General features: G+C 71.1%; 23 protein-coding genes. 13 read left to right on the forward strand and 10 right to left on the reverse strand.

Annotated elements, in window-relative coordinates; all coding sequences use genetic code 11:
* Positions 1 to 2: 2 nt before the first annotated feature.
* From FNV62_RS24035 to FNV62_RS24040, 3 genes are all read right to left on the reverse strand, one after another.
* Positions 3 to 2,333 carry an ABC transporter ATP-binding protein gene (locus tag FNV62_RS24035; protein WP_144315632.1) on the reverse strand — a complete coding sequence of 777 codons (2,331 nt, stop codon included), beginning with the start codon at positions 2,331 to 2,333 and terminating at the stop codon, positions 3 to 5.
* A gap of 89 nt (positions 2,334 to 2,422) precedes the next feature.
* Positions 2,423 to 2,554 carry a hypothetical protein gene (locus tag FNV62_RS57145; RefSeq protein ID WP_257040326.1) on the reverse strand — a complete coding sequence of 44 codons (132 nt, stop codon included), beginning with the start codon at positions 2,552 to 2,554 and terminating at the stop codon, positions 2,423 to 2,425.
* 280 nt (positions 2,555 to 2,834) lie between these two features.
* On the reverse strand, positions 2,835 to 5,825 hold the full coding sequence (locus FNV62_RS24040; RefSeq protein WP_144315633.1) for an FAD-binding and (Fe-S)-binding domain-containing protein: 2,991 nt from the start codon (positions 5,823 to 5,825) through the stop codon (positions 2,835 to 2,837).
* A 330-nt stretch (positions 5,826 to 6,155) separates the two neighbouring features.
* Here FNV62_RS24040 and FNV62_RS24045 point away from each other — a divergent pair, with 330 nt between their 5' ends.
* From FNV62_RS24045 to serC, 7 genes are all read left to right on the forward strand, one after another.
* On the forward strand, positions 6,156 to 7,970 hold the full coding sequence (locus FNV62_RS24045) for a sensor histidine kinase (RefSeq protein WP_143627087.1): 1,815 nt from the start codon (positions 6,156 to 6,158) through the stop codon (positions 7,968 to 7,970).
* Positions 7,967 to 8,374, forward strand: a complete 408-nt coding sequence (locus FNV62_RS24050; RefSeq protein ID WP_054235659.1) for a roadblock/LC7 domain-containing protein — start codon at positions 7,967 to 7,969, stop codon at positions 8,372 to 8,374. Before FNV62_RS24045 ends, FNV62_RS24050 begins: the two co-directional genes overlap by 4 nt.
* Positions 8,371 to 8,718, forward strand: a complete 348-nt coding sequence (locus tag FNV62_RS24055; protein WP_143627089.1) for a DUF742 domain-containing protein — start codon at positions 8,371 to 8,373, stop codon at positions 8,716 to 8,718. The genes FNV62_RS24050 and FNV62_RS24055 overlap by 4 nt, the downstream gene beginning before the upstream one ends.
* Positions 8,699 to 9,343 (forward strand): GTP-binding protein, encoded by a 645-nt coding sequence (locus tag FNV62_RS24060; RefSeq protein ID WP_143602076.1) that lies wholly within the window; start codon positions 8,699 to 8,701, stop codon positions 9,341 to 9,343. The genes FNV62_RS24055 and FNV62_RS24060 overlap by 20 nt, the downstream gene beginning before the upstream one ends.
* Positions 9,340 to 10,563, forward strand: coding sequence for a cytochrome P450 (locus tag FNV62_RS24065; protein WP_164331747.1), 1,224 nt, complete (start codon positions 9,340 to 9,342; stop codon positions 10,561 to 10,563). Before FNV62_RS24060 ends, FNV62_RS24065 begins: the two co-directional genes overlap by 4 nt.
* Complete coding sequence (locus tag FNV62_RS24070; protein WP_144315634.1) at positions 10,560 to 11,780, forward strand: cytochrome P450 family protein; 1,221 nt, start codon at positions 10,560 to 10,562, stop codon at positions 11,778 to 11,780. Before FNV62_RS24065 ends, FNV62_RS24070 begins: the two co-directional genes overlap by 4 nt.
* Before the next feature lie 666 nt (positions 11,781 to 12,446).
* Positions 12,447 to 13,565: a phosphoserine transaminase gene (gene serC, locus FNV62_RS24075; protein WP_099922014.1), complete on the forward strand. Its 1,119-nt coding sequence runs from the start codon at positions 12,447 to 12,449 to the stop codon at positions 13,563 to 13,565.
* Between the two features lie 68 nt (positions 13,566 to 13,633).
* Here the strand turns inward: serC and FNV62_RS24080 are convergent, their stop codons facing one another.
* Complete coding sequence (locus FNV62_RS24080; protein WP_097285217.1) at positions 13,634 to 14,626, reverse strand: hypothetical protein; 993 nt, start codon at positions 14,624 to 14,626, stop codon at positions 13,634 to 13,636.
* A 137-nt stretch (positions 14,627 to 14,763) separates the two neighbouring features.
* On the opposite strand from FNV62_RS24080, the gene FNV62_RS24085 reads away from it, so the two are divergent.
* Complete coding sequence (locus tag FNV62_RS24085) at positions 14,764 to 15,438, forward strand: SGNH/GDSL hydrolase family protein (protein ID WP_054235185.1); 675 nt, start codon at positions 14,764 to 14,766, stop codon at positions 15,436 to 15,438.
* On the opposite strand, the gene FNV62_RS24090 is transcribed toward FNV62_RS24085, so the two are convergent.
* Together FNV62_RS24090 and FNV62_RS24095 are read right to left on the reverse strand one after the other, a co-directional pair.
* Entirely contained in the window at positions 15,426 to 15,893 is a 468-nt protein-coding gene (locus FNV62_RS24090) for a nuclear transport factor 2 family protein (protein ID WP_143602080.1), read from the reverse strand. The two genes, FNV62_RS24085 and FNV62_RS24090, sit on opposite strands and share 13 nt — an antisense overlap.
* A 33-nt stretch (positions 15,894 to 15,926) precedes the next feature.
* Positions 15,927 to 16,871 (reverse strand): MerR family transcriptional regulator, encoded by a 945-nt coding sequence (locus tag FNV62_RS24095; RefSeq protein ID WP_143627093.1) that lies wholly within the window; start codon positions 16,869 to 16,871, stop codon positions 15,927 to 15,929.
* Between the two features lie 150 nt (positions 16,872 to 17,021).
* Here FNV62_RS24095 and FNV62_RS24100 point away from each other — a divergent pair, with 150 nt between their 5' ends.
* Positions 17,022 to 17,609 (forward strand): Uma2 family endonuclease, encoded by a 588-nt coding sequence (locus FNV62_RS24100; protein WP_054235182.1) that lies wholly within the window; start codon positions 17,022 to 17,024, stop codon positions 17,607 to 17,609.
* Positions 17,610 to 17,667: 58 nt separating this feature from the next.
* Positions 17,668 to 18,660: an aldo/keto reductase gene (locus tag FNV62_RS24105; RefSeq protein ID WP_060898831.1), complete on the forward strand. Its 993-nt coding sequence runs from the start codon at positions 17,668 to 17,670 to the stop codon at positions 18,658 to 18,660.
* Between the two features lie 238 nt (positions 18,661 to 18,898).
* On the opposite strand, the gene thpR is transcribed toward FNV62_RS24105, so the two are convergent.
* The 3 genes from thpR to FNV62_RS24120 form a co-directional block, all read right to left on the reverse strand.
* A complete protein-coding gene (gene thpR, locus FNV62_RS24110; RefSeq protein ID WP_097289046.1) occupies positions 18,899 to 19,471 on the reverse strand; it encodes an RNA 2',3'-cyclic phosphodiesterase in 573 nt (190 codons plus the stop codon).
* A 107-nt stretch (positions 19,472 to 19,578) separates the two neighbouring features.
* Positions 19,579 to 20,862, reverse strand: a complete 1,284-nt coding sequence (locus FNV62_RS24115) for an MFS transporter (protein ID WP_060898832.1) — start codon at positions 20,860 to 20,862, stop codon at positions 19,579 to 19,581.
* A 353-nt stretch (positions 20,863 to 21,215) separates the two neighbouring features.
* Positions 21,216 to 21,653 (reverse strand): MarR family winged helix-turn-helix transcriptional regulator, encoded by a 438-nt coding sequence (locus tag FNV62_RS24120; RefSeq protein WP_054235179.1) that lies wholly within the window; start codon positions 21,651 to 21,653, stop codon positions 21,216 to 21,218.
* A gap of 142 nt (positions 21,654 to 21,795) precedes the next feature.
* On the opposite strand from FNV62_RS24120, the gene FNV62_RS24125 reads away from it, so the two are divergent.
* Positions 21,796 to 21,978: a hypothetical protein gene (locus tag FNV62_RS24125; protein WP_054235178.1), complete on the forward strand. Its 183-nt coding sequence runs from the start codon at positions 21,796 to 21,798 to the stop codon at positions 21,976 to 21,978.
* 40 nt (positions 21,979 to 22,018) lie between these two features.
* Here FNV62_RS24125 and FNV62_RS24130 read toward each other — a convergent pair whose 3' ends face one another.
* Positions 22,019 to 23,470, reverse strand: a complete 1,452-nt coding sequence (locus tag FNV62_RS24130) for an NCS2 family permease (protein WP_054235177.1) — start codon at positions 23,468 to 23,470, stop codon at positions 22,019 to 22,021.
* A 322-nt stretch (positions 23,471 to 23,792) separates the two neighbouring features.
* Here FNV62_RS24130 and FNV62_RS24135 point away from each other — a divergent pair, with 322 nt between their 5' ends.
* Together FNV62_RS24135 and FNV62_RS24140 are read left to right on the forward strand one after the other, a co-directional pair.
* Positions 23,793 to 24,071 carry a DUF2530 domain-containing protein gene (locus tag FNV62_RS24135; RefSeq protein WP_054235176.1) on the forward strand — a complete coding sequence of 93 codons (279 nt, stop codon included), beginning with the start codon at positions 23,793 to 23,795 and terminating at the stop codon, positions 24,069 to 24,071.
* Positions 24,072 to 24,204: 133 nt separating this feature from the next.
* Positions 24,205 to 26,604, forward strand: coding sequence for a cation-translocating P-type ATPase (locus FNV62_RS24140; protein WP_097285223.1), 2,400 nt, complete (start codon positions 24,205 to 24,207; stop codon positions 26,602 to 26,604).
* Positions 26,605 to 26,624: the final 20 nt, after the last annotated feature.

A 26,624-nucleotide genomic window follows, 5' to 3' on the forward strand; every position in this document is an offset into this window, starting at 1 on the left:
CCTTATGCGCCTGTCCAGGGTGCCTCGTCGCGGAAGAGGGGCCGACCGTCGGGCAGATAGCCGTCAAGGGGGTCCCGCAGAGGATCGGGATCGGGAAGGGAGCCGGGATCGGGGAGGGGGTAGGGGTCGGGGAGGGGGTAGGGATCGGGAGACGACGCACCGGGGTACCAGGCTCCCTCGGCCCCGGACTGCCCGGCGGCCCCGTAGTACGCGTACTGCGGTGCCGCTTCCGCCACGAAGCCTCCCGCGTAGTCCATCGGCACCCCGGCGGGCACCCCCGTCGGCACTCCCACCGGCACCCCGGTCGACATCCCCACCGGCACCGCGCCGGTCGACATCCCCACCGGCACCGCGCCGGTCGGCATCCCCACCGGCATCGCGCCGCCCACCGGAACCTCCGCCTCCGTGAACAGCGGCAGCCGCAGCTCTCCGGTGTCCATCAGCGCGTTGTTCTGCGATCCGTGCAGACGGGCGTACGCGCCGCCGCGGGCCAGGAGTTCGTCGTGGCGGCCGGTTTCGACCACACGGCCGCGGTCGACGACGAGGATGCGGTCGGCGTCGGGCGCGAGGTTGAGGTCGTGGGTGATCATGATCGTCGTACGGCCCTGCATCAGACGCCGCAGCGGCTTGATCACGCGGCGCGCGGCCATCGCGTCCAGGCCGGTCGTCGGCTCGTCGAGGACGAGGACGGGGGCGTCGCGCAGGATGGCGCGGGCGATGGCGAGCCGCTGGAGCTGGCCGCCGGAGAGGCGGGCCGAGTTGGGGTCGATCCTGGTGTCGTATCCGTCCGGCAGCTTCATGATGAAGTCGTGCGCGTCGGCGGCGCGCGCGGCCTCCACCAGCGCCTCGTCGCTCGCGCCGGGGCGCCCGCAGCCGATGTTGGCGCGCACGGTGTCGTGCAGGACGAGGGTCTCCTGCGGCAGCAGCGTGACGTACTCGCGCAGCCGGGCCAGCGGGAAGTCGCCCACCGGGACGCCGTCGAGGAGCACGGAGCCGGCGTCCGGGTCGTAGAAGCGCAGGAGGAGCTTGGACACGGTGGACTTGCCCGCGCCGCTCGGGCCGGTGACGATGACGAGCTCGCCGGGGTTGACCTGGAAGGACAGGCCGCGCAGGGCGTCGGTCTCCGCACCGGGGTAGCGGAAGGTGGCCTCGCGGACCTCCACGGCGCCGTCGGGGCGGCCGAGCCGGCTCTCCGCCGAGCGCGTCGGATCGGCGACCGCGGGCCGCACATCGAGAATCTCGATCAGACGCTCGGCGCCGGCGGTGGCGGCGGCGATGGTCAGGCCGAGCTGGGCCAGTCCGCGCACGGGCGGGTAGAGGTAGCCGAGGAACGCGGCGAAGGCGAGCAGTTGGCCGAGGGTCATCCGGCCGCCGGAGATCTCCCACACGCCGAGGCCGATGACCGCGAGCACGCAGATCGTCTCGATGACCTGGACGAGCTGCTCGTACAGCTCGTTGAGGCGCCCGGAGCGTACGGAGGCCCTGAACCAGGCGTTCGCCTCCTGGTTCAGCCGCCGCCGCTCGGCGTCACGGCGGTCGTACGCCTGGGTGAGGACGATGTTGCCGAGGGACTCCTCGACGACGGAGGTGATCGCGCCGTCGGCGACCCGGCCGTCGCGCGAGACGGACTTGATGGAGCCGGAGAAGCGGCGGGCGGCCAGCCAGAACAGGGGGGCGAGCACGAAGGTCGCCGCGGCCAGGTCCCAGCGCAGCCAGAAGGCGGCGGCCGCGTAGAACAGCGCGCTGAACGCCGCCGACGCCGCGCCCACGAGCCCGGACACGACCATCGTCTCGATCGACTCGACGTCGCTGGTCAGCCGGGACAACAGGTCGCCCTGGCGGTGGCGTTGGAAGAAATGGGGCGGCAACTGTTGTACGTGGTCGAAGACATGCTCGCGCAGCCGCATCACGAAGCGCTCGGTGACCCAGTTGGCGAGGGAGTTGCCCGCGTAGGCGACGGCGGCGCCGAGCACGGCGACGGCCAGCCATTCGGCGGCCGGGGCCCAGAACGCGGCCAGTGAGCCCTGTTGCAGGGCGTGGTCGGTCAGATCGCTGAAGAGGAGGATGGCGGCGGTCTCGGCGAGGGCTGCCAGAACCGTGCACAGCCAGATGGCCAGCAGCCAGCTCCGCAGCCCCTTGGTCAGCGGCCAGAAGCGCCGGAAGGCGGTACGGGCGGGGATGGTCGGCGTGTCGTGGTCGAGTTCATCGTCGTCCTCGTACGCGTCGTCCTCGTATTCGTGGTCCTCGTACCGATCGTCCGCGACCGCGCCGACGCCGGTTTTCGCGTATTCCTCTTGTTTCTCGTACCCCTGATTCTGCCTTTGCCGGGTCATGGCCCTCCTCATTTGAATTGCAGGCCGCGCCGTGGAATTCAAAAGAGAGAGGCCGACGGCGCACCGTCGGCCTCTCTGCTACCGCTCGATCAGCGTTCGTCGTTGGGGAACGGCTTGGGGAGCGGCTTGTGCGCCTTCTTGCGCGGCTTCGGCGCCGGCGGGGGCGGGAGCTGCTTCGACTGGGGCTTGGGGGGCAGGGGGGCAAGCTTCTTGAAGCTCATGCCAACTCCTTGAGGTTTCTGGCTACGCAAGAGCGAGCGCAATAGTGCGATGGTGCGAGAATTCTCTACGGACTCGGGCGGGAATTCCTGGTCGTCACCTCGGTTTTCCCTGCCGCCCGACATGAAGGAACCTACACGGCCCGCACCCCAAGGCACAGCAAAATGCAGCACATGACGACTGTGAATCCCCTTATGAAACCTGAGAGTTGCCTAAAAAACCTGGGAATTGGATATCCACGCCGTCAGTCCGCCCCCCCCCGGTCGACCTCCAGGTCCCCCCTTAGTCCACCCCTTGGTCCAGCGCCTCCGCCAGCGCCTCGGCCAGATGCCGCCCCTTGCGTCCCGCCAGCTGTTCCAGCTGTGTGCGGCAGGAGAAACCGTCCGCGAGAAGCAGGGTGTCGGGGGTGGCGGCCCGCACGGCCGGGAGCAGCTGTTCCTCCGCGCAGGTCTTCGACACCTCGTAATGGCCCTTCTCGAAGCCGAAGTTGCCCGCGAGTCCGCAGCAGCCGCCCGCGAGGGAGCCGGTGAGGCCCGCCGCCTCGCGCAGCCGACGGTCGGCGCCGTCACCGAGGACGGCGTGCTGGTGGCAGTGGGTCTGGCCGGTCACCGGACGGTCGAGGAGCGGGGGTGACCAGTCCGGGGCGAGGCGCTCCAGGGCCTCGGCGAACGTCAGCACCGCCGAGGCGAGGCACGCCGCGCGCGGGTCGTCGTGCAGGAGCTCGGGGAGGTCCGTGCGCAGGGTGGCGGCGCAGCTCGGTTCCAGGACGACGACGGTGGGTGGCCGCGGATGGACGTCCGGGTCCAGGAACACGCCCATCAGGTCGAGCGTGCGGCGCATCACCGCGCGGGCGCGGTCGAGTTGGCCCGTGGAGACGTAGGTCAGTCCGCAGCAGACGTGGCCCCGCGCGCCCACCGACCAGGGGTGGTGCGAGAGGGACACGCTCTCCCCGGCCCGCGGCGTCCGCTTGCGCATCACCACCGTCGGCGGGAGCATCACGTCCACCCCCGCCGCCTCCAGCACCCGTACGGCCGCCTGCCCCACGGAGGGCGACAGGTGCTCGGTGAAGGTGTCCGGCCAGAGGATCGCCACCTTCCCCGGGGGCCCGTCGAGCTCCACCTCGGGGCCGTACGCCCCCTCGCGCATCATCCGCCGCACCCGCTCCTTGAACCGCCGCCCCCACCACCGGCTGAACGTCTCCGGTGCCAGGCGCGGGATCTCCCGCTCGGGTGCGATCCCGCCGAGCCGTTTGGCGAGCGCCGCGAACGGCCGTACGGAGGCCAGGGAGTTGAGCAGCGGCGCCGTTCCCGTGCGGTCGACCAGGCGCAGCCACACCGGCAGCCGGCCCATCGTGTAGTGCGCGGCGGGGCGCCTCCTGCCTTCGTAGTGGTGGTGCAGGAACTCCGCCTTGTACGTGGCCATGTCGACGCCCACCGGGCAGTCGGAGCGGCAGCCCTTGCAGGACAGGCACAGGTCGAGCGCGTCCCGGACCTCGGTCGAGCGCCAGCCGTCGGTGACCACCTCGCCCGCGAGCATCTCGTGCAGCAGCCGGGCCCGCCCGCGCGTGGAGTGCTCCTCCTCGCCCGTCGCCCGGAACGACGGGCACATGACGCCCGCGTCGGCGGCCGTCGTACGGCACTTGGCGACCCCCACGCATCTGCGCACCGCCGCCGAGAAGTCCCCGCCGTCCGCCGGATATCCGAACGCCACGTCCACCGGCTCGCGCGGCAGCACCGCGAAGCGCAGGTTCTCGTCCAGCCGGTGCGGGCGTACCAGCATCCCGGGGTTGAGCAGGTCGTCCGGGTCCCACAGGTCCTTGGCCCGCTCGAAGAGGCCGACCAGCTCCGTGCCGTACATCCTGGGCAGCAGTTCGGCCCGTGCCTGCCCGTCGCCGTGCTCGCCCGAGAGGGAGCCTCCGTGGGAGACCACCAGTTCGGCCAGTTCCTCGGAGAAGCGGCGGAAGCGGCCGATGCCCGCGCCGGTCAGCAGGTCGAAGTCGATACGGACGTGGATGCAGCCGTCGCCGAAGTGCCCGTACGGGGTGCCGCGCAGGTCGTGGGCGCTCAGCAGGCGCCGGAAGTCGCGCAGGTACGCGCCGAGCCGGGCCGGCGGCACCGCGCAGTCCTCCCAGCCCGGCCATGCCTCGCTCCCGTCCGGCATCCGGGTCGCCGTGCCGCTCGCGTCCTCGCGCAGCCGCCACAGGGCGCGCTGTCCGGCCGGGTCGGTGACCACGAGGGCGTCGAGGACGTCGGCGGCCCAGACGATCGCGTCCGCACGCGCGCGTGCTTCCGCCGGGTCCGCGCCCCCCGTCTCCACGAACAGCCATGCGCCGCCGCGCGGCAGCCCCGCGTCCGGCGGTACGAGGTCCGCGGCCATCCCCTCCACGGTGAGCGGCCCCAGCGGCAGCAGCCCGGCCGCCGCCTCGGCCGCCGCGCTCTCGTCCGCGTACGCCAGCACGGCCAGCGCCCGCGCGCGCGGGGCCTCGACCAGGCGTACGACCGCCTCCGTGAGCACCCCGAGCGTGCCCTCGGAGCCGCAGAAGGAGCGGGCGACGTCGGCGCCCTTCTCGGGGAGCAGCGCGTCGAGCGCGTAGCCGGAGATTCGGCGGGGCAGCTCCGGGAAGCCCGTGCGCAGGCGGGCCAGCTCGCCCTCGACCAAGGTCCGGAGGCCGTCCGGGGCGCCCTGCCAGCTCTGGCCAAGCCGTACGCCGGAGCCGTTCCCCTTGACCACCGACAGTTCGCGCACGCTGTCCGCCGTCGTGCCCCAGGCCACCGAGTGCGAGCCGCAGGAGTTGTTCCCGATCATGCCGCCGAGGGTGCAGCGGCTGTGCGTGGAGGGGTCGGGTCCGAAGCGCAGGCCGTGCGGGGCCGCGGCCTCCTGGAGGCGGTCGAGGACGACACCGGGCTGGACGACGGCCGTGCGCGACTCGGGGTCGAGCGCGACGATCCGGTTCATGTGGCGGGTGAGGTCGAGAACGACCCCGGTGCCGGTCGCCTGTCCCGCGATCGACGTGCCGCCGCCGCGCGGCACGACCGGCACCCCGTGGGCCCGGCACACGGACAGGGCGGCCGCCACGTCGTCGGCGTCGCGCGGGCGGACCACGCCGAGTGGGACCCGGCGGTAGTTGGACGCGTCCATGGTGGTCAGCGCCCGCGCGGTCACGTCGAAGGCGACCTCGCCGCGCATCGTTGCCGCGAGGGCGGCCCGCAGCCCGTCCACGTCGGGCGGGTCGGCCGCGCCGCTCGTGCCGTCCTTCGCGCCAAGATCCGTCATGTCTCCAGGATGACCCCGCGCACCGACAACGGTCCGTAACCGTGACGCATCGATCACCGGCCGATCACTGACCGGTCCCTGATCGGTCCCTGTTCGGTCCCTGACTCGTCCCTGACCCGTCCCTGACCGATCACCGGCCGATCGCCGTCGCGATCACAGACCGATCACCAGCGGATTACGAACTCGGATCCGGAACCTTCCCAATGCGATCACGAACTCTCATATAGTGACGGCAAGTTGAGCAACCGGTGTCGCCTCTCGCCCAGGAACCTCGCTCCAGGAACCTCGCCCCCAGGAACTTCGCCCCGGACACGACCGAGGACACGATTCATGACCGCGCCCATCCCCTCCGGCGAACGACCCACCCTCCGCGCGAGCGCCCCCGCGCCCCTGCTCACCGCCGTCGCGGCGGCGGTCGCGGTCGTCGTCGCCGTCTCCCTGGCACCCGACTCGGCACGTGTCCCGCTCGCCTGGGGCACGGGCGCCGCCGCCGTGCTGCTGTGCGTCGCCGTCGCGGTCGCCGCGCGCGCCCTGCAGACCGCGAAGCTCGCGCGCCGCCGCCTCGACACCGTGGCCCAGGACGCCGGACGGCTCCTGCAGGAACGGGCCCGCATGGCGGAGGAGTTCAACCGGGAGCGGTCCCGGCTCGCGGAGGAGTCCGCCCGCGACCGCGCGCGCCTGGCCGACGCCGACGCCCGAGAACGCGCCCTGCTCACAAAGGGGTTCGAGGAGGAGCGGCAGCGCCTCACCATCGAGATCACCGAGGAGCGGCGGCGGTTCGCCGAACTCGCCGAGGAGAACACCCGGCTGACCGAGCGCCTGCGGCGGGCGGGCAGTGACCGGGCCGCCGCGATCTCGGCCACCGCCAACGCGGCCGGGCGGATGCAGGCACTGTCCACCGGCATGCTCGCCGACCTGCGCGCCATGGAGGAGAAGCACTCCGACGAGGAGGTCCTCGCCGACCTCCTCCACCTCGACCACCGCACCGCGCAGGCGGGCCGCCTCGCCGACTCCGTCGCCGTCCTCGCGGGCGCCCGCTCCGGCCGCCGCTGGGCGCGCCCCATCGTCATGGAGTCGATCCTGCGCGGCGCCATGGGCCGCATCGGCGGCTACCAGCGGGTGCGCGTCCACTCCGCGAGCGACGCCGCCGTCGCCGGGCACGCCGCCGAGGGCGTGATGCACGCGCTCGCCGAACTCCTCGACAACGCCGCGAACTTCTCGCCGCCGACCGCCGAGGTCCACGTCTACGTCGAGGAGGTCCCGGCCGGTGTCATCGTCTCCGTCGAGGACAGCGGCCTCGTCATGGGCGACGTACAGCTGCGCCGCGCCGAACGCGCCGTCTCCGCGGACGCCGAGAACGCCGCCGGCCTCGGCGGCCTCACCGGCACCCGGCTCGGCCTCGCCGTGGTCGGCCGGCTCGCGCGCAAGCACGGCCTGAAGGTGTCCTTCCGGCCCTCCGCGCGCGGCGGCACGGGCGTCCTGGTGCTCATCCCCCAGGACATCCTGAGCCTGCCCTCCGCACCGGTCCCGGCCGCCCCGGCGGCGACGGAACCCCAGGCCAAGCCCGCCGCGGCGCCCCCGTCCGACGAGGAGCGCCCGCTCGCCGAGCCGCGTCCCCAGGCGTCGTACGCCGCCGCCCGCGCCCCCGAGGACCTCGACCCGGACCCGGTCCCCACCCACGAGTCGCCCCGGCACGCCACCGCCACCGACACCCCGCCGAACGGCACCCCCACGACCGGCACTCCCGCGACCGGCGGCCTCCCCAAGCGCCGCCGCGGCCGGACCCTCGCGCACGCCGAACGCAGCCGCGCCCACCTCACGAACCAGGCCGGCCCCGAGCCCCGTACGACCGACTCCAAGGCCACCGCCGCCCGCTTCAGCAGCTTCCGCCAGGCCGTCCGGGGCACCGCGCCGGACCAGGCGGCGGTCCAGGGAACGGTGCCCGAGGACGAGGCCGTACGCGCCACCGCGTACACCGCCGAAGACGCCGTACGGGACGAACTCGCGCAAGGAGAACCCGTACGGGTCGAATCCGCGCAGGACGAATCCGGGAACGCCGTACGCGGCGAAGAAGCCGTACGGGAGCCCGCCCCCGCGCATCCCTCGCACACCTCCTCGCATCCGGAAGGCGACACCACTTCATGACCGGCACCACCACCGCCGACGAGAAGCTCTCCTGGCTCATCGAGGGCCTCCTCGAGCGCACCCCGGGCGCCCGGCACGCGCTCGTGCTCTCCCGGGACGGCCTGAAGCTGTGCCGCACGCCGGAGCTCACCGTCGACCGCGCCGACCAGCTCGCCGCGATCGCCGCCGGCATCCAGTCGCTGTCCCACGGGGCGTCCGTGGAGTTCGGCGACGGCACCGGGGGCGTGCGCTCGGCGATGACCGAGTTCTACGGCGGGGTCCTGTTCATCGTGGAGGCGGGCGACGGCGCCCACCTCGCGGTGGTCACCGCCGAGGACGCGGACGCCGGTCTGGTCGGGCACAACATGAGCGAGCTCGTGGAACAACTCGGCGAACACCTGAGCGCGCAGCCCCGGACGTCATGAGCCGTCCGGGCAGGGACGACGCGCCCGACCGGCTCTACACCCTCACCGGAGGGCGCAGCCGGTCCGCGCCCGACACCCCGTTCGACCTGGTGACACTCGTGGTCGCCGAGTGCGATCCGACGGTGGGCATGCAGTCGGAGCACGCGGCGATCCTGCGGTTGTGCGAGCGGCCGACGGCGGTCGTGGAGATCGCCGCCGTGCTGAAGCTGCCGGTGTCCATCACCCGCATCCTGCTCTCCGACCTGCTCGCCGCGGGCCGCCTCAGCGCCCGCCACCCCCAGAAGGCCGCTCTTCCCGATCCCGACATCCTGGAGCAGGTGCTCGTTGGACTCCGTAACCTCTGATGCCCGTACGTCCCAGGGGGCCGACGCCCGTACGCCCCTGGGGGCACAGGCCGACAACGGTCTGAAGATCGTCGTCGTGGGCGGCTTCGGCGTCGGCAAGACCACCCTGGTCCGCTCCGTGAGCGAGATACGTCCCCTCAACACCGAGGAGACGATGACGCAGGCCGGTGTCGCGGTCGACGACATCAGCGAGGTGCGCGGCAAGTCCGCGACCACGGTCGCCTTCGACTTCGGGCGCATCACACTCGACGCCCGCAATGTGCTGTACCTGTTCGGCGCGCCGGGCCAGGAGCGTTTCTGGTTCCTGTGGGACCGGCTGTTCTCCGGCACGCTCGGGGCCGTCGTCCTCGTCGACACCCGCCGTATCGACGACTCCTGGTACGCGATCGACCGGCTGGAGCACCACGGGACGCCGTTCATCGTGGCCTGCAACGACTTCGGCGGCTCCGCGCACACCGCCGCCCAGATCCGCGAGGCCCTCGACCTCGATCCGCAGGTCCCGCTGCTCGACTGCGACGCGCGTTCGCGGGAGTCCAGCAAACGAGTGCTGATCACGCTGGTGGAGCACCTCAAGACCGTGTACGCATCCGAAAGCGCCCTCATATCACCGGAGTTGGCCCTGTGACCCCCGCCCCCGTGCCCCTCAGCGGGCCCCGGTTCCAGACCGAACCCGCCGAGCTGTACCGGGAGATGCGACGCGACCACGGTGCCGTGACGCCCGTCGTCCTGGACGGCGACATCCCGGCGTGGCTGGTGCTCGGCTACCGCGAACTGCACCAGGTCACCGGCGACCCCGTGCTGTTCAGCCGCGACTCCGAGCTGTGGAACCAGTGGGACCGCGTCCCCGACGACTGGCCGCTGCTGCCGATGATCGGCCGCAGACAGCCCTCGATCCTCTACACCGTCGGCGAACGCCACCGCGAGCGCGCCGCGATGATCAGCGACGCCCTCGAAGCCGTCGACCCCTTCGAACTGCGCGCCCAGGCCGAGAGGTTCGCCGACGAACTCATCGACGCGGTGTGCTCCAAGGGCGAGGCGGACCTCATCGGGGACTACGCCGCCCTGCTGCCCGTCCGTGTCCTCGCCATGCTCTACGGCTTCGCCGAGGAACAGGGCCCCGGCCTCGTCACCGCCCTCAACGACATGGTCAACGGCCGTGAGAACGCGCTGGCAGGACAGCAGCACCTGGCCGGCTCCATGGCCCGGTTGATCGCCGACCGGAAGGCCGCGCCCGCAAGCGACGTCGTGTCCCGCATGCTCGCGAACACGGCCGGCTTCACGGACGAGGAGATCATCCAGGACCTGATGGTCATGATGGCCGCCGGCCACCAGCCGACCGCGGACTGGATCGGCAACTCGCTGCGTCTGATGCTGACCGACGAACGCTTCGCCGCCTCGCTCTTCGGCGGCCGCAACAGCGTCGCCGAGGCCATGAACGAGGTCCTCTGGGAGGACACCCCCACCCAGAACGTGGCCGGCCGCTGGGCCTCCCGCGACGCCCAGCTCGGCGGTCACCGCGTCCGCGCGGGCGATCTCCTCCTCCTCGGCCTCCAGGGCGCCAACTCCGACCCCCAGGTCCGCACCGACGGCTCCGCCCTCACCGGCGGCAACAACGCCCACTTCTCCTTCGGCCACGGGGAGCACCGCTGCCCGTTCCCGGCGCAGGAGGTGGCGGAGGTCATCGCGCGGACGGGGATCGAGGTCGTACTGGACCGCCTGCCGGACATCGACCTGGCGGTCCCGGCCGACTCCCTGGCCCGGCGCCCCTCACCGTGGCTGCGCGGCCTGACCGAACTGCCTGTGCGCTTCACCCCGACCCCGGCCCTGGGAGGCACCCCCGCATGACCAGTCGTATCGCCCTGGACCCGTTCGTGTCCGACCTGGACGGCGAGAGCGCCCGGCTCAGGGAGGCGGGCCCGCTCGCCGCCGTCGAACTGCCCGGCGGCGTCCCGGTCTGGGCCGTCACCCACCACGCCGAGGCACGCGCCCTGCTCACCGACCCCCGGCTGGTCAAGGACATCAACGTCTGGGGTGCCTGGCAGCGCGGCGAGATAGCCCCCGACTGGCCGCTGATCGGGCTCGCCAACCCCGGCCGCTCCATGCTCACGGTGGACGGCGCGGACCACCGCCGGATGCGCACGCTGGTCGCGCAGGCGCTCACCCCGCGCCGGGTGGAGCAGATGCGGGAGCGCATCACCAAACTGACGGAGGGTCTGCTGGACGCCCTGGCGCCGGGGCCCGGCGGGGTCGTCGACCTGAAGGCCGACTTCGCCTACCCGCTCCCCATGTACGTCGTCGCCGACCTCATGGGCATCGAGGAGTCCCGGCTCCCCCGCCTCAAGGAACTCTTCGAGAAGTTCTTCTCGACGCAGACCCCGCCCGCGGAGGTCATCGCCACGCTGACGGAGCTGGCCGGGATGATGGCGGCGACGGTCGCCGCGAAGCGGGCGGAGCCCGGCGACGACCTGACCTCCGCCCTGATCCTGGCCTCCGAGGACGGCGACCACCTCACCGACGAGGAGATCGTCTCCACCCTCCAGCTGATGGTCGCGGCGGGCCACGAGACGACGATCTCCCTGATCGTCAACGCGGTGGTCAACCTCTCCACCCACCCCGAGCAGCGCGCCCTCGTCCTCTCCGGCGAGGCGGACTGGTCGGCGGTCGTCGAGGAGACCCTCCGCTACTCCACCCCGACCTCGCACGTCCTGATCCGCTTCGCGACGGAGGACGTGCCCGTCGGGGACAAGGTGATCCCCGCGGGCGACGCGCTGATCGTCTCGTACGGCGCGATCGGCCGCGACGAGAACGCCCACGGTCCGACCGCGGGCGACTTCGACATCACCCGCACCACCCAGAACCGTCACATCTCCTTCGGCCACGGCCCCCACGTCTGCCCCGGCGCCGCGCTCTCCCGCCTGGAGGCGGCCGTCGCCCTCCCGGCCCTGTACGCCCGCTTCCCGTCCCTGGACCTGGCGATCCCCTCCTCAGAACTCCGCAACAAGCCGGTGGTAACCCAGAACGACCTCCACGACCTCCCCGTACACCTGCCCCCAACCCCCTAACCCGGCCCCACTCCCTCGCCCCCGCCGCCCCTACCCCGTCCCATCCCCAGGGGCTCCGCCCCTTCAACCCCGCCAGGGTCTCCGCCCCCGAACCCCCACGGGGCTCCGCCCCTGCACCCCACCGGGGGCTCCGCCCCCTGCACCCCCGCGGGGCTAAGCCCCCGCATCCCACCGGGGGCTCCGCCCCCGAACCCCCGCGGGGCTACGCCCCCCAAACCCCGCCGGGGGCTGCCGCCCCTGCACCCCCGCATCGTCGCGCCCCGGATCCCGCATCGCCCGAAGGGCTCGTCCTCAAACGCCGGACAGGCTGAAGATGCGCGCCAGCGCACTTGAGGGGCGCGGGGAACTGCGCGGCCGACCCCCACCGGGCCGCAGCCAAACGAACCGGGCGGACGGGGAATGCGGGGCGAAGCCCCCGCCTCAGGGGCGCGAGGAACTGCGCGACCAGCCCCCACCGGGCCGCAGTCAACCGAATCGGGTGGGCGGGGGATACGGGGCGAAGCCCCCGCCCGTCCGTGGTCAAAAGGACGGCTCGCGGGGGCTGGGGCGGAGCCCCGGGGATGGGGCGGGTAGGGGCGGCGGGGGCGAGGGAAAGTGGGTCCCCGCCCCGTCTCACCGGCCGGACGAGGTTTCCACGACGTTTCGCACAACGGATACGCTCCCACCGTGGCTGATATCCAGATCCCCGCTGACATCAAGCCCGCCGACGGACGTTTCGGCGCGGGCCCCTCCAAGGTGCGCACGGAGGCGCTGGACGCGCTGGCCGCGACCGGTACCTCCCTGCTCGGCACCTCCCACCGCCAGGCCCCGGTCAAGAACCTGGTCGGCAAGGTCCGCGAGGGCGTGCGCGACCTGTTCTCGCTCCCCGACGGCTACGAGGTCGTCCTCGGCAACGGCGGCTCCACCGCCTTCTGGGACGTCGCGACCCACGGCCTGATCGACAACAAGTCCCAGCACCTCACCTTCGGCGAGTTCAGCTCCAAGTTCGCGAAGGCCGCCAAGCTCGCCCCCTGGCTCGCCGAGCCCACCGTCATCTCCTCCGACCCCGGCACGCACCCCGAGCCGGCGGCCGAGGCGGGCGTGGACGTCTACGCCTACACCCACAACGAGACCTCCACGGGCGTCGCCGCCCCCCTCAAGCGCGTCAACGGCGCCGACGAGGGTTCCCTCGTTCTGGTGGACGCCACCTCCGGCGCCGGCGGCCTCCCGGTCGACATCACCGAGACGGACGTCTACTACTTCGCCCCGCAGAAGTCCTTCGCCTCCGACGGCGGCCTGTGGATCGGCGTCTTCTCCCCCGCCGCCATCGAGCGCGCCGAACGCATCCACGCGAGCGGCCGTCACGTGCCGGAGTTCTTCTCGCTCCCCACGGCGATCGACAACTCCCGCAAGAACCAGACGTACAACACCCCGGCCCTCGCCACCCTGTTCCTGCTCAACGAGCAGCTGGAGTGGATCAACGGCCAGGGCGGTCTGGAGTGGTCCACGGGTCGTACGAAGGACTCCTCGACCCGCCTCTACACCTGGGCCGAGGAGAGCAAGTACGCGACCCCGTTCGTCGCCGACCCCGCCAAGCGCTCGCAGGTCATCGGCACGATCGACTTCGCCGACGAGATCGACGCCGCCGCCGTCGCCAAGGTCCTGCGGGCCAACGGCATCGTCGACACCGAGCCGTACCGCAAGCTCGGCCGCAACCAGCTCCGTATCGCGATGTTCCCGGCGATCGACCCGGCGGACGTCGAGGCGCTGACGAAGTGCGTCGACTACGTGATCGAAAAGCTGTAGTCCTCACTCGTACGCAGAGGGGGCGCCCGGCGCGGGCAATCGCGCCGGGCGCCCCTTTTCTCATGCGACTACGACTTCCGCAACAACCTCTTCAGGCCGAACCCCGCCGCCAGGACCGCGGCGACGGCGAGCGCCCCCTTGGCGCCGGAGCTCATGCCTCCGCCCCCGTCGCTCCCACCGGCCGACGCCGATCCCCCGCCCTCCGAAGGCGACTTGGAACCGGACCCGCCCCCGGGAACCGAGCCGGGCTGGACCGGACTGTCCTTGCCCTCGCTGCCGTACATGAGCCTGGACCCGTCGGGGGTGTACGTGACCGACTCCCCCTGCCGCTGGAGCGGCACGTTCAACCGCCCCTGGCGCTTGGGCCTCCCGTCGTTCCAGGCGTACGCGATCCCGCCGAAGTACCCGCGCACGACGAGCTGTTGACCGTCGGGCGAGAAGGCGCCGTCGGTGACCCAGAGGTCGATGGTGGCGACGGGCCGGAAGATGTTGGTGCCCGACGTGGAGAGCCGGGCCGGACCCTCGTACAGGTGGCCGCCGTCCTCGTTCTTGTCGGCGATGTAGACCCGTCCGGTCTTCGGATGGACCATCAGCGCCTCGGCGTTGCGGGGCCCGTCGGCGTACTTCACGACGTACTGCGTGGCCCGGATCGTCTGGTCCTTGAGCACCTTCGGCTCGGGCAGCTTGTAGATCCACACGTAGGACCACTTGCCGCCGAGGTTGTCGCCGATGTCGCCGACGTAGAGGTCGCCGTCGGGCCCGAGGGAGATGGCCTCGACGTCACGCGGCGCGCCCACCCCCTTCATGGTGATGGTGGCGACGGTCTCGCCGGTCCTGCTGTCGACGGCGTAGATGTACGGACCGTCGTCGCTGTCGTTGTGGGTCCAGTAGATGCCGGGGTGGAGGTGCGAGGCGGCGAGCCCGCTCGACTCGGCGATCCGGGAGTCCTTGATCGTGAACCCCCCGTCCCCGTCGGCGGCGAGAGCCGGTGCCGGCAGCGCGAGGGCGAGAACGGCAGCGGCGGAGGCGGCTCCGGCGAGGAACGAGGGCGATCGGCGCATGGCCCCAGCCTGCCATCCCGGAGCCGCCGGGACCCGGTGAGCCCGCGGGGAGCCGCCGCCCCCGGCGTGTCCATCCTCACACCTCGCACCCCACACGGCCCTTACTGATCGCCCGCCCGATCATCCATGATGAGCGGATGCTCAGGTTCATGCCCGTCGGCGACTCCATGACGATCGGAAGCGCGGGCGAACACACATGGCGTTACCGAATGTGGCAGCACCTGCGCGCGACGTACGGGGGCCCGTTCCGGATCGTCGGCCCGCGCGAGACGCTGTACGACAAGGCGACGGAGTCCCCCGACTCGCACGAGTACGCGGACCCCGACTTCCCGCGCGCCCACCTCGCGGGCTGGGGCGAGGGCTGGCAGCACATGGTGCCCCTGATCGGTGAGGCGGTCCGCACCCAGCGCGCGGACGTGCTCCTGGTCTCCCTCGGCCTGATCGACCTGGGCTTCTACACGAACGCCGTACAGACGGCCGCGAACGCCCGGGCCTTCGTCGCCGAGGCCCGTGCGGCGAACCCGCGCATCCACCTGGTCCTCCTCCCGGTGATACCGAACGTCCGCGTGGAGTCCGACGCGCCCTTCGCCGCCGAGGTCGCCGCCTTCAACGAACTCCTGGCGAAGGCGGTGGCCGACCTGGACGAACCCCGCTCCCCCGTCCTCCTCGCCTCCCCGCCGCCCGGCTACGACTTCCGCCACGACACGTACGACGGCACGCATCCCAACGCGACCGGCGAGCACAAGATCGCGGAGGCCTTCGCGGAGGCGATGTACCAGGCCTGGGACCTGGGCGAGCCCTACTCGGCCTGACCGCCGACGCCGGCCGGCGGCCTTCCCTGCGTCCAGATCACCTCGACGGCCGTGTCGCGGATGCGCCAGCCGTCGGGCGTGCGCCGGAGCTCGGTCCGGCAGTGACCGCCCACGGTGAAGACGGTGCCGTCGTGGTGTACGTGCGTCATCAACGCGTTGCAGGACACGACGGCCGCCGCCCCGCCCTCCGTCACCTCGCTCACCACATCCGTCGCCATGTGCTGCGTACGAGCGAACCGCCCGAGCGCCTCGACGGTGTGCCGCAGCACGGCGTCCCGCCCTTCGCTGTCACCGATGGGAGTCCGCTCCCGCACGTCTTCCGTGAAGTACTCCCGCGCCCATGCCTCGTCGATCTTCCCCACGTCCAGGGACCGGAAGAACCGGCTGACGAACGTGGTGATGGCGAGGTGATGGTGATGGTGATGGTGATCGGAACGAACGGTCTCGGTGGTCATCACCCCACCCTGTTACCTGAACCACGATTGAGGTCAAGGACGTGAGGGGACGTCAGGGGCACCCGGGACCCCGCCCACGGGCTCCCGGACGCGCAGCGCCTCGACGGCCCAGTCCAGCACGGGCGCCACACTCTCCGGTGCCGGCCAGCCGTTGATGACGGCGAGCAGCTCCGTGTACCGCTCCCTGCGCGGGTCGTTGACGGCTTCGAGCCGGGTCAGCACGTGGACGTCGTGAGCGAGGAGCGCCTCGACGACCGGCGCGGCGGCGCCGTCTCCCGGTTCGATCCCCGCCGCGAGGACCGGGCCGACCAGCTCACGAACGGTCGGGACCAGCCCGGGGCGGGGGCCGCCGCCGCGGGCACCCTCCTGCTCCGCCGCCAGATGTTCGACCAACCGCCTCACGACGGCCCGGAACTCCCCGTCCTGGGACAGCTCGGCCAACTCCACCCAGGCCGCGATCTGTTCGGGTTCGGGGTTGTCGGGCAGTTCGGGGGTGAACGAGCGCCGGATCCCGACGAACGCGCCGGAACCGGCCGACCCGGTGAAGACGGAGTCGAGGAAGTCGTCGATCAGACGTCGGCGTTCGTCCTCGGAGAGCCTCGCCAACCGGTGCATGAGATCCATCTCCTCGGGGTCGGAGTCGCGTCGGGCCACCGCCGTCAGCACCGCGTGCCGCAGCCGCAGGGTGCGGATCTGCACGGCGAGCGCGTCCGCGTGCGCCGCCGCGACCTCGGAGAGCGAGAGCTCGCGTGCCACGACCTTTCGGATGTCCGGAAGCCCTACTCCCAGCTCACGCAGGGTCCGCACGAGATCCAGACGCGCGAGGGCGTCGGCGCCGTAGAGGCGGTAGCCGGCCGGGCTGCGACCGGTCGGCGGCACGATGCCCCGATCGGAGTAGAACCGAATCGCCTTGACCGTCAGCCCGGTCCGCCGGGCCAGCTCACCGATCGAGCAGAGCGGACCGAGGGGGTCGTTCATGCCGCCATCCATGCCCCCACCCTGCCGCCTCCCCCTACGGGAGACTCAAGTGACCGCCGGGAACTGATCCCTACGTGACCGGGTCACCGTGCGTATCGTTGTACCGCGCGGCTGTACTCGACCAGGTTGCGGCCGGGGAGGAGCGCCACGATGACCGTCCTTGAAGACAGGATCGAGATGGCCGACGCCAACACCAAGCGCTTGGACGAATGGTTCCAGCGGCTTGAGCGTATGCCCGTCCCCGAAGGATTCAGGGTCGAGATCGTCGGGGGCACCGTTCATATGACGCCTCAGCGTGACACCCACTGGGAGATCATCCGCAGGATCGTGCGGTCCGTCGAAGACAGGTTCGGGATGGACGTCAAGGTCTTCTCGGACGTCCGCATCGACTTCCCGGGCCGCGAGAACGGCTTCTGCCCTGATGTGGCCAAACTCAGCGACTCCGCCAAGAAGGACGACGAGGGCCGCTGGCATTACAAGAACGTCGAGTTCATCGCCGAGGTCATCTCGCAGAGTACGGCTTCCAACGACTACGGCCCCAAAAAGACCGCGTACGCACTCGCGGAGGTCCCCGTCTACCTCATCGCCGACCCCTACCAGGGCAGGTGCCACCTCTTCACCCAGCCCAAAGACGGCGAGTACGTCAGTGAGTTGTCCGTCGCCTTCGGGGTGGACATCGACCTCACCACCACTCCCGTCGGCCTCACCCTCAAGACAGACGAGTTCCCCCGCGACTGACCGCCACGAGCGCATCTCCCTTGCCTAGAGCGCACTCCACGTCGTTGGCTAGGGAGTCATGAAGTACACGCAGCTCGGACGCACGGGACTCAAGGTCAGCCGACTCGTCCTCGGCACCATGAACTTCGGTCCGCAGACCGACGAGGCCGACAGCCACGCCATCATGGACGCGGCGCTGGACGCAGGAATCAACTACTTCGACACCGCGAACGTGTACGGCTGGGGCGAGAACAAGGGCCGCACGGAAGAGATCATCGGGAACTGGTTCGCGAAGGGCGGCGAGCGGCGCGACAAGGTCGTGCTCGCCACCAAGGTGTACGGGAACATGGCCGCCGACGGCGACGCCTGGCCCAACCACGACAAGCTGTCGGCCCTCAACATCCGACGAGCCGTGGACGCCTCCCTCAAGCGGCTCCGGACCGACTACATCGACGTCTACCAGTTCCACCACATCGACCGCCGCACTCCCTTCGAGGAGATCTGGCAGGCCGTCGACGTACTGGTGCAGCAGGGCAAGATCCTCTACGTGGGGTCCAGCAACTTCCCCGGGTACAAGATCGCCCAGGCCAACGAGATCGCCGCCCGGCGCGGCGGCACCATCGGTCTCGTCAGCGAGCAGTGCCTCTACAACCTCGCCGAGCGGCGCGCCGAGATGGAGGTCATCCCGGCCGCGCAGGAGTACGGCCTCGGGGTCATCCCCTGGTCGCCGCTGCAGGGCGGACTGCTCGGCGGGGTCATCAAGAAGGAGGTCGAGGGCGGGCGCAGGGCGAGCGGCCGGGCCGCCGACTCCCTCGCGAACACCGCCATCCGCGCGCAGGTCCAGTCGTACGAGGATCTGCTCGACAAGCACGGGATCGAGCCCGGCGAGGCCGCGCTGGCCTGGCTGCTGACCCGTCCCGGCGTCACCGGCCCCATCGTCGGCCCCCGTACCGCCGCACAGCTCGACTCGGCCCTGCGCGCGGTCGAGCTGGAGCTGTCGGACGAGTTGCTGACCGGCCTGGACGAGATCTTCCCGGGTCCGGGCCCCTCCCCGGAGGCCTTCGCCTGGTAACGCTCCCCAGGGGGCGCCCGCCCGGGCGCCCCTCAAGGGGCGTGAGGAACCGCGCGACCGGCCACGGCCTGTCCGCGGGCGGACGAGCGGCGCTCCGGCGGAGCGGCCTGGTCGGCCCTACTTGACCGCCGCAGCCAGCGCCACCACGACGAACATCAGCACGAGCACACCGGCCATGATTTGGTTTCGGGTCTTCGGGTTCACGTCATCGAGGTTAACCGGCCGCCCCCGAGGACCTTCAGCCGCCCGCCCCGTCCAGCGGCCAGCGGGCCACCGTCTCGTAGCGCGGTTGCTCTCCCGACACTCCCGACCTCGGCAGATTGCTGCGTACGAGACACAGCTCCCGGACCGTCCAATCGCGCCCGGCGAAGGCGTCCAGGACGGCGACGTACGGGGCGAAGTCCGCGGTGTCGCGGCTGCGGGCCAGCGTCAGATGCGGGCGGTAGCGACGGTGCTCGCCCGTCCCGACGCCCGCCTTCCGCGCCGCGGCCTCCGCCCGGTCGGCCAGCAGCCGCATCGTAGGGACGTCTCCCGACACCCCGGTCCACAGCGCCCGGCCCCCGAAGTGGCCGCCGCCGTGGAGGGCGAGGGGGAAGGAGGGGGTGCGGTGGGACGCGCGGGCCAGGCGGTCGGACAGGGGCTGGACGAGCTCTTCCGCCACCTCGCCGTAGAAGGCGAGGGTGAAGTGCCAGCCGGGGCGGCCCGTCCAGCGCAGTCCGTCCGCGCCCGGCAGGCGGTGCAACGCGTCCACCAGAGTGCCGAGTTCACGCACCGCGGCCTGAGGTGGCAGCACGGCCGCAAAGAGTCTCATGCCCATCACCCTTCCAGGGAATGGATCACCTGACCACCTTCGCGCCGTGCCGCCGGCCGAGCGACCGCCGTACGGCGGTCGGCCGGGCAACCGTGGGGCGGCCGTCGTCACACCGCCGTGGCCAGCCGCTCCTTCTGCTCTCCCGCTTCCCTCGGTACGAAGCTGACCTGCGGGTGGCCGCGATGCCAGCCCACCGACAGGCGCAGGCCGCCGACCCGGGCCAGGACCAGGCCGACGGTGGTCGCGGCGACGGCCGAGACCAGGCCGCCGAGGGCGAAGCCGACCCGGGCGCCGTAGGCGTCGGTGACCCAGCCGACCAGGGGCGCCCCCAGGGGCGTACCGCCCATGAAGACCATCATGAACAGCGCCATCACCCGGCCGCGCATGGCCGGGTCGGTGCCCATCTGGACCGCGGTGTTCGCCGTGACGTTGACGGTGAGACCGAAGATCCCGATGGGGACCATGAGGAGGGCGAAGAGCCAGAAGGACGGGGCCAGGGCCGCGGCCACTTCCAGGATGCCGAAGGCCATGGCCGCCGCGATCAGGATGCGCAGTCTCGCCGTGCCGCGGCGGGCGGCGAGCAGCGCGCCGGCCACCGAGCCGACCGCCATCAGCGTGTTGAAGAGGCTGTATCCGCCGGCGCCGGCGTGGAAGATGTCGTCCGCGTACGCCGAGAGCCAGACCGGGAAGTTGAAGCCGAACGTGCCGATGAAGCCGACGAGGACGATGGGCCAGATCAGCTCGGGGTGGCCGGCGACGTAGTGCAGGCCCTCACGGAGCTGGCCCTTGCCGCGCGGCGCCCGCTCGACGGGGTGCAGGTCGCGGGCGCGCATCAGGAGCAGGCCGACGAGGGGGGCCACGAAGGACAGGCCGTTGAAGAGGAACGCCCAGCCCGTGCCCACGCCGGTGATCAGGACGCCCGCGACGGCGGGGCCGACCAGGCGGGCGGACTGGAAGTTGGCGGAGTTGAGGCTGACCGCGTTCTGCAGCTGGCCCGGGCCGACCATCTCGGAGACGAAGGACTGCCGGGCGGGGTTGTCGACGACCGTGGCGAGGCCGACGGCGAAGGCCGCCAGGTAGACGTGCCAGACCTGGACGTGGCCGGAGAGGGTCAGGAAGGCGAGCGCGAGGCCGGTGACGCCCATGGCGGTCTGGGTGGCCAGCAGGGTGGGGCGCTTGGGGAGGCGGTCGACGAGGACGCCGCCGTACAGCCCGAAGAGCAGCATCGGCAGGAACTGCAGCGCGGTGGTGATGCCGACCGCGGCGGAGGAGCCGGTGAGGCTCAGGACCAGCCAGTCCTGCGCGATGCGCTGCATCCAGGTGCCGGTGTTGGAGACGACCTGGCCGAGGAAGAACAGCCGGTAGTTCCTGATCCTCAGCGAGCTGAACATCGAGGAGCGGGGGGAACGGGAGGAACGGGAGGAACTCTCGGGGGCGGGCGGGGAGTCGGGGGTGGCTGGTCCGGGGGCGGAAGGTATTCCGGATCCCGTACTCAAAGGGATTCGCCTCCTAGCGTGGGACGTCATTGCACGCGGGCGCGGCCGCGTCTGTCACGGTGAGGTTCGGGCACGGCGAAGCGTGCGGGGCAGTGCGCACGGCCGTCACGGCGTGCCCCTGGCGGTGCACGGGGCGCCGTGGCCGGCGCACATCCGGCGGTCCGCCGTGCGCGGCTGCGACCGCCGCGCGGCGCCCGCGCCGAAGCCGCGCCTGTCGCGTGCGGGCCCGGGCCGGGTGCGCGCCCCTGTCACAGTTGCGCGAGCTTTTCGAGGACGGGCGCGGCCTCGCGGACCTTCGCCCACTCGTCCTCGTCCAGGGCCTCGACCAGTCCGGCCAGGAACGCGTTGCGCTTGCGGCGGCTCTCCTCGAGCATCGCCTCGGCCTTGTCGGTCTGGGTGACGACCTTCTGGCGCCGGTCCTCGGGGTGCGGCTCCAGCCTGACCAGGCCCTTGGCTTCCAGCAACGCGACGATGCGGGTCATCGACGGTGGCTGCACATGCTCCTTACGGGCGAGCTCGCCGGGTGTGGCGGTGCCACAGCGGGCGAGGGTGCCGAGCACCGACATCTCGGTCGGGCTCAGCGACTCGTCGACCCGCTGGTGCTTGAGTCGACGCGACAGCCGCATTACTGCGGAGCGCAGGGCGTTCACGGCGGCAGCGTCGTCGCCATGGGTGAGGTCAGCCATGTCTTTAGGGTAACTCATTACTCTCTCTAAAGAGCCCCAGGATGCCCGTGACACGGGCCACTGAACCTTTACGTCACCCATATGAGTGAGTCCCTTCCAGAAAGTGACTCCTCGTCCCTCCTGGTCCCGCGACCCTCACTGCATGGGGACCAGCGTGCTCAGCCTGCGGATAGACGGGGAGCTGCTCGACCGGCTCCGACACCATGCCGCCAAACGCGGAATGAGCGTCCAGGACTATGTCGTCCGGACGCTCATTCGCGATGACTTCGACGAGCGGTTCCAGACCGCGGTCGAGGAGACGGAGAAGTTCTACGGGGTCACGTGAGACCCCGTGGGGCCGCTCACGCGACCCCCGTGGGGGCCGCTCACGTCAGGCCCAGGGCCGGCATCAGGTAGTAGAAGGCGAACACCGCCGAGACGACGTACATCGCGACCGGGATCTCCCGGGCGCGGCCGGCGGCCAGGCGCAGCACCACGAAGGTGATGAAGCCCATGCCGATGCCGTTCGTGATCGAGTAGGTGAACGGCATCATCACCATGGTCACGAAGGCGGGCATGGCGATCGTGTAGTCCGCCCAGTCGATCTCCTTGACCGAGCCGGAGAGGATCAGGAAGCCGACCGCGAGCAGGGCGGGGGTCGCGGCCTGGGACGGGACCATCGTGGCGATGGGGGTCAGGAAGAGGGCCACGGCGAAGAGCGCGCCGGTGACGACGTTCGCGAAGCCGGTGCGCGCGCCCTCGCCGACGCCCGCCGTGGACTCCACGAAGCAGGTGGTGGCCGAGGAGGAGGTGGCACCGCCCGCGGCGACCGCGATGCCGTCGACGAAGAGGACCTTGTTGATGCCGGGCATGTTGCCCCGCGCGTCCGTCAGCTTGGCCTCGTCGCCGATGCCCATGATCGTGCCCATCGCGTCGAAGAAGCACGACAGCAGCACGGTGAAGACGAAGAGGATGCCGGTCAGCACGCCGACCTTGCCGAAGCCGCCGAAGAGGCTGACCTTGCCGACGAGACCGAAGTCCGGGGTGGCGAGGGGGTTCCCGGGCCACTTCGGGGTGGTCAGGCCCCAGGACGGGACCTTCGCGACGGCGTTGATGATCATCGCGAGGACCGTCATGCTGACGATCGAGATGAGGATGGCGCCGGGCACCTTGCGCATGATCAGCGCGAGCGTGAGCAGCGTGCCGAGGATGAAGATCAGGACGGGCCAGCCGTTGAGGTGACCGTCGGTGCCGAGCTGGAGCGGGACGGTGGTCTGGGCGACGTCCGGGATGCGCGTGACGAAGCCCGAGTCGACCAGGCCGATCAGCATGATGAACAGGCCGATACCGATCGAGATGCCCTTGCGCAGGCCCAGTGGCACGGCGTTCATGACGCGCTCGCGCAGACCGGTCGCGACGAGGAGCATCACGATGAAGCCCGCGAGGACGACCATGCCCATGGCGTCCGGCCAGGACATCCGCGGGGCGAGCTGGAGGGCGACGACCGTGTTCACACCGAGGCCCGCCGCCAGCGCGATCGGCACGTTGCCGATGACGCCCATGAGCAGCGTGGTGAAGGCCGCGGTCAGGGCGGTCGCGGTGACCAGCTGGCCGTTGTCCAGGTGGTGCCCGTACATGTCCTTCGCGCTGCCCAGGATGATCGGGTTCAGCACGATGATGTAGGCCATCGCGAAGAAGGTGGCGAGACCGCCGCGGATCTCGCGGGGCAGGGAGCTGCCGCGCTCGGAGATCTTGAAGTAGCGGTCCAGCGCGCCCTGGGCGGGGCCGGGTCCCGGCTGGTCCGGGGCGGGGGCCTTGGTGGTGGCCGAGGTGGACATGGGTGACCTCATACGTGCGGGGCCTTGCGGGCCAGGACTGGCGCCGGGCGATGGGGGTACCCCCTGCTCGAGCGAAGCCGAGAGCTTGGGGGAGGGCGCCGGGCTGGGGGGAAACATGATCGAGTCTGGCCGCCGCGCGATCACCAACAGGTTTCTCAGATGTTTCTGTTGGAGTTTCGTACGAACAGAAAGAGCCAGACTCAGACCGTTTCAGTATGAACATATGAGTTCGAAATCGCTATCTCCGCGCGTAGACCGTTGGTATACAAGGGGCGCACCGGGTCCGGCGGAGCCGGGGCGGACGGCCTCGTAAGCTGTGTCCATGGCGAAGTGGACCCCCAAGCACGAGGCGCCGGAGCCCCTGGAGGGCCCCGTCGTCGCCACCATCACGGGCGGCACGATCCTCTGGTTCGTCCTCTTCCTGGTGCAGCTGCCGTTCTACGGCTGGTTCGACGACCACGGGCACCTGTGGTGGGTGTGGACCTGTCTGGCCGGCGGGGGCCTCGGCCTGATCGGCATCTGGTACGTCCGTGGGCGCGACGCCGCCCTCAAGAGGGCCGCCACCGAAGCGGAGCAACAGCCCACCGCCACTACGGAGTAACCCTCCGCTGCTGCGGAGCAACCAGCTCCCCCTACAACCACGGCATCACTCGCCGCCGCTCCGGTCCTCCCCTGGTCGGATCTTTGGGGCACTCGGCGGGTGAAGCCGTATTTCCGCACGTACCGTCGAATGCATGACGCACATCGACGCGGGCGCCGAACTCGACCCTGTTCACCCCGTGCCCCTGCCCGCCCCCAAGCGGGCCCCGGGGCTGTCCGCCGCCGAAGTGGCCGAACGGGTCGCCCGCGGCGAGGTGAACGACGTCCCCGTGCGCAGCAGCCGTTCCATGGGCGAGATCGTCCGCGCCAACGTCTTCACCCGGTTCAACGCGATCATCGGTGTGCTCTGGCTGATCATGCTGTTCGTGGCGCCGTTCCAGGACAGCCTGTTCGGTTACGTGATCATCGCCAACACCGGGATCGGCATCATCCAGGAGTGGCGGGCCAAGAAGACCCTGGACTCGCTCGCGGTCATCGGCGAGGCGAAGCCGACGGTCCGCAGGGACGGGGTCGCGGGCGAGGTCAGTACGTCGGAGATCGTGCTGGACGACGTGATCGAGATCGGGCCCGGGGACAAGATCGTCGTGGACGGCTCGTGCGTCGAGGCCGACGGTCTGGAGATCGACGAGTCACTGCTCACCGGTGAGGCGGACCCGGTGGTCAAGCACGCGGGCGACGCGGTGATGTCGGGCAGCTTCGTGGTCGCGGGCGGCGGCGCGTTCACCGCGACGAAGGTCGGACGGGAGGCGTACGCGGCACAGCTCGCCGAGGAGGCGTCCCGGTTCACACTGGTCCACTCCGAACTGCGCAGCGGTATCTCCACGATCCTCAAGTACGTGACGTGGATGATGATCCCGACCGCGATCGGTCTGGTCATCAGCCAGCTCGTGGTCAAGCAGCACGGCTTCAAGGACTCCATCGCCCGTACGGTCGGCGGGATCGTCCCGATGGTCCCCGAGGGCCTGGTCCTGCTCACCTCCGTGGCCTTCGCGATCGGCGTCATCCGGCTTGGCCGGAAACAGTGCCTCGTGCAGGAACTTCCCGCCATCGAGGGCCTCGCCCGCATCGACACCGTCTGCCTCGACAAGACCGGCACCCTCACCGAGGGCGGCATGGACGTCACCGAGCTGCGGCCCATCCAGGGCGCCGACGAGACGTACATACGCAAGGCCCTCGGGGCGCTCGGCGAGTCCGATCCGCGCCCGAACGCCTCCCTCCAGGCGATCATCAACTCCTACCCGGACAGCGAGGACTGGCGCTGCACCGAGTCGCTGCCGTTCTCCTCGGCCCGCAAGTACAGCGGGGCGTCCTTCAGCGAGGGCAACGGAGAGTCGAGTACGTGGCTGCTCGGCGCCCCCGACGTGCTGCTGCCCGACGGGGACCCGGCGCTCGCCGAGACCGCGCGGCTGAACGAGGACGGGCTGCGGGTGCTGCTGCTCGCCAAGGCCTCGAAGGACCTCGACGACCCCAAGGTGACGGAGGGCGCCCGCCCCACCGCCCTGGTGGTCCTGGAGCAGCGGCTGCGCCCGGACGCGGCGGACACCCTGCGCTACTTCGCCGAGCAGGACGTGAAGGCGAAGGTCATCTCCGGCGACAACGCGGTCTCGGTGGGAGCGGTGGCCGGGAAGCTCGGCCTGAGCGGCACCGTCGTGGACGCGCGCCACCTTCCCGACGAGAAGGAGGAGATGGCGAAGTCGCTGGACAAGGGCACGGTGTTCGGGCGGGTCACCCCGCAGCAGAAGCGGGACATGGTGGGCGCGCTCCAGTCACGCGGGCACACGGTGGCGATGACGGGCGACGGCGTGAACGACGTGCTCGCCCTGAAGGACGCCGACATCGGCGTGTCCATGGGCTCGGGCTCGGAGGCGACCCGGGCGGTGGCCCAGATCGTGCTGCTCAACAACAGCTTCTCGACGCTGCCCTCGGTGGTCGCGGAGGGCCGCCGGGTCATCGGCAACATCACTCGCGTCGCGACCCTCTTCCTGGTGAAGACGGTCTACTCGGTGCTGCTGGCCATCCTGGTGGTGTGCTGGCGGGTCGAATACCCCTTCCTGCCCCGGCACCTGACCCTGCTGTCCACGCTGACCATCGGCATCCCGGCGTTCTTCCTCGCGCTCGCCCCCAACACGGAGCGGGCGAGACCGCACTTCGTCCAGCGGGTCATGCGGTACTCGATCCCCGGGGGCGTGGTCGCGGCGGTCGCCACCTTCATCACGTATCTGGTCGCCCGTCATCACTACACCGGGCCGGGCGAGTTGGACGCGGAGACCAGCGCCGCCACGCTGACACTGTTCCTGATCTCGATGTGGGTGCTGGCGATCATCGCCCGCCCGTACACCTGGTGGCGCGTCGCCCTGGTGGCCTCGATGGGCCTGGCGTTCCTCGTCGTACTGATCGTGCCGTGGCTCCAGCACTTCTTCGCGCTGAAGCTGGTGGGCGTGGAGATGCCGTGGATCGCGGTGGGCATCTCGGTGATGGCGGCGGCCACCCTGGAGTTCCTGTGGAGATGGGTGGACCGCCGCTTTCCCGCGTGAGCCGTGCCGGCGGGTGAGCC

This window comes from Streptomyces sp. RLB3-17, from assembly GCF_007113425.2.
Lineage (GTDB): Bacteria > Actinomycetota > Actinomycetes > Streptomycetales > Streptomycetaceae > Streptomyces > Streptomyces mirabilis_D.